Genomic DNA, 5168 nt, shown 5'->3' with positions numbered 1-5168 from the left:
TATAGTCATATACTTTCTTATTTTGTAAGAAAAACCGGGCAAAATAGCCCCGGTCCTTCTATGCAATTCCTAATGATTTGAGTGTTAGTAGAAAGTGGTTATACTATCTGTATCGACTTCGGTTTCCGGTTCGCTTTGGACGGCAAAAATACTGCACCATAACCTCAAAAATAAAAAGGGGGAATTACTTTGAAAAAAAGAACAAAAATTTTGTTATTAATATTAATTGCAATTATATTGTTTGGGGGAGTATATGCTACCACTTATATCCCTAAAAAAATTATCACCATTAAGCCTTCTAAAGTATCAAAAATAGAAATTTTTGACGGTAATCGAGGTGAAAAACTCACCGTTACGGATTCAAAGGAAATAGACCATATAATATCCAATCTTACCAAGATAACCTTCAACAAAGGGAAACTAAGTGTTGGATATTTGGGTTATAAATTCCGAGTGACAATTTACGGTAACAATGGAAAAGAACATAAAGAGCTCATCATAAATAGCAAAAACAAAATAAGGTATAAAGGTTTCTTCTACTCTGATAAATCTAATAGTATCGATTACGACTATATTAATGCTCTATTCAAGAACTTATGAATTACTTAAAGTACCGTGTAGCATTGATTGAATAAGACTTATTAATATTTTGTTTTTGGCTAGGTTTTTTTCCGTTCAATATTTACATTTACATTGATAATCTTTTTATTATTTTAATGCGAGTATTTAACAGACATAAAGAGCCTAATTCATATGTGAATTTAGGCTCTTTATGTATTCCCTATTTTATTGTCTCTTTCCTTAAATTACAGGCAGAGAAGATTAGTTTGAATAAGTGGTAAAGCCAGTTTCTTTTTTCAAGTAAGCACTAATTCTCTCTATATCTGTGCTGAAAATCCGGTCCTCATCAATAGATGGTGTAAATGTTCTATATTCATCCCATTTAGCTTGTAAAGATGGGGACATTTTTTCTTTTCCTCGATACTCAGTTCCTTGAAGCGCACAGAAGGTTTCAATCGCTAACACACGACGCGCATTTTGAATGATGTTTCCTGCATGACGGGCTCCGATTGTTCCCATGCTGACATGGTCTTCTTGATTTGCTGAAGATGGAATTGAATCTACAGATGCAGGATGAGCAAGTGTTTTATTTTCTGAAACTAAACTCGCTGCTGCGTATTGTAGAATCATTGCGCCTGATTGTAGTCCTGGTTGTGGGCTTAAAAATGGCGGCAATCCTTCGTTCAGATACGGATTTACAAGTCGTTCAATTCGCCTTTCTGAAACATTAGCAAGCTCGGCTACAGCAATCTTTAAGAAGTCCATTGCAAAGGCAATTGGTTGTCCATGAAAATTACCACCAGAAATAATGACTTCGCCATCTTCAAAAATAAGCGGGTTATCTGTTGCTGCATTCATTTCAATTTCTAACTTTTCTTTTACATAACCAAGTACTTGCCAACTAGCCCCGTGTATTTGTGGAATGCATCTTAGGGAATACGCATCTTGAACACGTTTTTGTCCTTGGACAGTAACTAGTTGACTACCTTCTAACCATACAAGCATTCTTTTGGCAACATCAACTTGTTCCACGTAACCACGGGCTTTATGAACGGCTGGATGAAAAGCATCCGTAATACCATGAAGCGCTTCCATCGTCATCGCTGCAATCCATTCAGTTTGATAAGCTAAGGTCTCTGCTTCTAACCAATTTACGACACCTTGAGCTGTCATTGCTTGAGTCCCATTAATTAATGCGAGTCCTTCTTTGGCTTCAAGAACAAGTGGTTCAATGGCATGCTCAGACCAGAGATCTGAAGCTGCTATATGTTGTCCACCTCTCCACACAAACCCTTCACCAACCAGAACAAGAGCCAAATGCGACAAAGGTGCTAAATCACCAGATGCACCAAGGGAACCTTGAGAAGGAATGACTGGATGAATCGAATGATTAACCATGTATGCTAAGCGTTCTAAAACGTCTACACGAATTCCTGAGAACCCTTTTAATAAAGCATTTAATCTTAAGACAACCATTGCACGAGACACACGTTCCTCAAACGGTTCACCAATTCCGCAAGCATGTGAGCGTATTAAATGAAGTTGTAATGCTCGTACGTCCTCTTCATTAATACTGACATCACTAAACTTACCAAACCCTGTATTAATCCCATATACGGTGCGACCTTCTTTTACGATTCGTTCTACCGCTTCACGGCTATTTTGTACGCGAATTAACGCATTTTGATCTAATTCTATTTTTTCATTTTGAAATAAAATAGAGCGCATTTCTTCAATATTTAAATTCTCACCTGTTAATAAAATCATGTTGAACACACTCCTCTACACCGAGTATAAGGGTGGTATAATAGAACTTCAATAACTATTTACCAAATTATAACAAGATGCAGTGGTAGTGTATTACCTTATTAAAGTGTTAACATAGAAAATATTAACATTTTTTAAAAGGAGGACTTATAATGGATTGGCAATCGATGTTTCGATATCATAAGTGGGCAACTCAAAAATTATTAGATCATGTTGAGTCACAAAATGCTTCGGTTTTTCATCAAGAAGCAAAGAATTCATTTAAATCAATCAGTGAAACGTATTCACATATACTAAGTGTGGACTACATATGGTACAAACGTTTAACCGGTATTGAGAAACCCGAATGGATTGAGTTTGATGTTAGTACAGTTTCATTAACTAAAAAAGCTTTTACGGAGTTGCATGTAGAAATGGAACAATACTTCCCAACGCTGTTAGATGATGATTGGAATCAAGTATTAAAGTTTACTAATTTAAGAGGAGATCCGTTTTCGAACAAACGTAAAGAAATGTTTTTTACATTTATCAATCATGCATCCTACCACCGTGGGCAAGTGACTTCTTTTTTAAGACAATTTGATATAAAAGGTATTGCAATTGATTATATATACTTTACTAAAGAAACGGACAGATAGAAATGGGGGGGTAGGGATATGTCATTTCCTATATTAGAAACAGAAAGATTACAACTGATAGAGTTGAACAAATCACACGCTTCTACTCTTTTTAAACAATTCTCGCGTGAAGATGTGACTCGATATTATGGAATGGATCCATTTGTTGAAGTAGAACAAGCTGAGAAAATGATACAGTCTTTTGCAACAAACTTGGAAAGAAAACAATCCATTCGATGGGGACTTCAAGTTAAAGAAACTGAAGAACTGGCTGGTACGATTGGCTTGAATAATCTACAACTATGGAGTAAGAAATGTGAAGTCGGCTATGACCTACATCCTGATTATTGGGGCAAGGGATATATTAAAGAGGCATTGGATAAAGTGTTGGAACATTGCTTTGTAACACTTGAATTATCACGTGTCGGGGCAGTTACTTTTCCAGAGAATGAAGCTTCTTGGAAACTGCTCTTTAAGTCGGGGTTTAAAAAAGAAGGATTACTGCGAAATTACTTATACCAAGGTGAAAAAAACCATGATGCTTTCGTCTTTTCCATAACAAAAGCAGATTGGCATGATAAATAATAATGAAAGGAGCCTGACGCAATGTAAAGTGTTTTTACTCTTACATTGCGTCAGGCTCCTTATTCATCATTTATGATTCCAGCTCCAGTTCGATTTCAACTTTTTCTTCTATCCATCGTGGGTAGTAAGAGAATGGCATTTTCAAAGGACCAGTGTATGATTCTTCAGGTAATTTCAACATTTTTTCTCCACTGCCACCACCCCACTCATTAATATAGAACTCTTTCCCAGTTGCATCGATGTACATAGTAAACAATTCATATTGAAAATTTTCAGGTACCGTCGATTTCAACATTAAACGTTGGTCTTGATCCACCACATCGATGGAGGAAAAATAATTTTCATTTGGTTGCTTAAGGATTTTTTTGTTTTTCGTATCCACCAAAATATAAGACTCTTCTTTTGGCATTGCCTGTAATTTACTCATCGTTAAGACTAATTCTTTAGGTTGGTCAAAGTAGTTACTTTCCATATAAAGAATCTGCTCATTCTCGCTTATATGGCTGGCCACCAGTCCGTTTTTAGTAGAAGTCCAAAGTTCCCCTTTTTCATTCTTCAGGGCTAAATCTTTTATTTCAAATATTTTCATGGAGTTAGCTGGATCCTTCTTGATATGGATTGCCACACGCAACGGCGTGATTTTAATTTCTTTAACCGTAATTTTCTGTCCTTCGATGGAAACGGTTTTATTTACAGCAATGGTTTTTCCAGAATCTTTAGCGGGTGCGATTTCAAACTTCAAGTTGAAATCAAATTTGTCATGGTCGTCTTCAAAGGACATATTTATTTCAAATTGGGTATCTTTCAATTTCTCCTGAAAGGACATGTCTATCGTCCCATGAAACACGCTAGGATCACTTTCATTATTGCTCTCATTGCCGTAAGAGGTACTTCCAATTGGCAATTTTTTGCCCTCTTCTCCATGCATCGATATTCTTTGTGCTCTCATTTCACCCGAACCTTCAAGGTTTTTGATTGTATAAAAAATGAGCATACGTTCCTCGTCAGCCACCACTCCGTCAATGGTCAGCGTTGCATCTTTATATGTTTGGCTAATGCCGATTTCTTGGTAATAATCGTTTTCAACAGCAGCTGTAAACCCTTTATCGAACTGAATCAATGAAACGATTTTTTCCATACCGGGTATTGAACCTACAGCGTTTGCGAAGGCAGGGGAAACTCGTATGGAAGTTGCCAATGTAATTAGAAGTAGTGCAGCAACTACTAGCATACTATATTTTCGGATGCGTCCTTTTTTCTTTATCCCTTGTTCACGTTTTGCGCGTTTAAAACCTTGTAATATTGCACCATCTACTTGTTCTGTAGGGATATTCAGATGCTCTAGATGCTGTCGGAGATCTTCCAATTTTTCTTCTTCTTTTTCATACATGATCCATCTCCCCTTTCTCTGTAAGATGTCGGCGTAATGTTTTCATGATTTTGTGGAGACGCGATTTTACTGTACCTTCAGGGATGTTTTCCATCAAAGCAATATCCTTAATTTTCGCGTCTTGAAAATACTTCATGTACACCAGTTGTTGTTCCTGTTCAGATAACTTATTCAAGGCTTCCTGCAATTCTAGTTGAACCGAATCGATTGTTCCGGATTTTTCATTAACCCGACTTTCGGCTTGAGTG

General features: G+C 36.7%; 6 protein-coding genes. 3 read left to right on the top strand and 3 right to left on the bottom strand.

Features of this window, described 5'->3' with window-relative positions; genetic code table 11:
• Positions 1 to 189: 189 nt before the first annotated feature.
• Positions 190 to 600: a hypothetical protein gene (locus B371_RS0101700; protein WP_019412592.1), complete on the top strand. Its 411-nt coding sequence runs from the start codon at positions 190 to 192 to the stop codon at positions 598 to 600.
• Between the two features lie 222 nt (positions 601 to 822).
• Here the strand turns inward: B371_RS0101700 and hutH are convergent, their stop codons facing one another.
• Positions 823 to 2328 carry a histidine ammonia-lyase gene (gene hutH / locus B371_RS0101695; RefSeq protein ID WP_019412591.1) on the bottom strand — a complete coding sequence of 502 codons (1506 nt, stop codon included), beginning with the start codon at positions 2326 to 2328 and terminating at the stop codon, positions 823 to 825.
• Positions 2329 to 2480: 152 nt separating this feature from the next.
• Here hutH and B371_RS0101690 point away from each other — a divergent pair, with 152 nt between their 5' ends.
• On the top strand, positions 2481 to 2966 hold the full coding sequence (locus B371_RS0101690) for a DinB family protein (protein WP_019412590.1): 486 nt from the start codon (positions 2481 to 2483) through the stop codon (positions 2964 to 2966).
• An 18-nt stretch (positions 2967 to 2984) separates the two neighbouring features.
• Positions 2985 to 3530: a GNAT family N-acetyltransferase gene (locus B371_RS0101685; RefSeq protein ID WP_019412589.1), complete on the top strand. Its 546-nt coding sequence runs from the start codon at positions 2985 to 2987 to the stop codon at positions 3528 to 3530.
• Between the two features lie 70 nt (positions 3531 to 3600).
• Here B371_RS0101685 and B371_RS0101680 read toward each other — a convergent pair whose 3' ends face one another.
• Both B371_RS0101680 and B371_RS21055 read right to left on the bottom strand, forming a co-directional pair.
• On the bottom strand, positions 3601 to 4920 hold the full coding sequence (locus tag B371_RS0101680) for a DUF4179 domain-containing protein (RefSeq protein WP_019412588.1): 1320 nt from the start codon (positions 4918 to 4920) through the stop codon (positions 3601 to 3603).
• On the bottom strand, positions 4913 to 5168 hold a 256-nt coding region (locus B371_RS21055; RefSeq protein WP_019412587.1), incomplete at its 5' end, for an RNA polymerase sigma factor. The genes B371_RS0101680 and B371_RS21055, both read right to left, overlap by 8 nt.

Origin of the sequence: Paenisporosarcina sp. TG20, from assembly GCF_000286315.1 — a bacterium.
Taxonomy (GTDB): domain Bacteria; phylum Bacillota; class Bacilli; order Bacillales_A; family Planococcaceae; genus Paenisporosarcina.
The sequence above is the reverse complement of the archived record's forward strand: the minus strand, read 5'-3'. Positions and strand labels throughout refer to the sequence as shown.